This window comes from Halomonas sp. ND22Bw, from assembly GCF_003011945.1.
GTDB lineage: Bacteria > Pseudomonadota > Gammaproteobacteria > Pseudomonadales > Halomonadaceae > Halomonas > Halomonas halophila.
Genome location: NZ_PXWD01001224.1, coordinates 1 through 258 on the forward strand (window position 1 = coordinate 1; position 258 = coordinate 258).

Consider the following 258-nt stretch of genomic DNA (forward strand, 5'->3'; position numbering starts at 1 on the left):
CGCCTGCTGCAGGCCTTCCTGCTCATTGCGGCAGTGGTGGTCCTCAACTTCGCCCTGGTGCATGCCGCGCCCGGCGACCCGGTGGAGACCATCGCCGGCGCCAGCGGCGGCATGTCCGAAGAGCTCAAGGCCGAACTGCGCGCGAGCTACGGGCTGGACAAGCCACTGCCGGTGCAGCTCGGCGTGTACCTGGCGCGCGTGGTGCAGCTCGACCTGGGTTATTCGTACTTCTTCAACCTGCCGGTGTCGGGGCTGATC

General features: G+C 67.8%; 1 pseudogene. It reads left to right on the forward strand.

From position 1 onward, the window contains the following. Window positions 1-258: pseudogene (locus tag CVH10_RS22065) on the forward strand (ABC transporter permease); the annotation flags it as partial.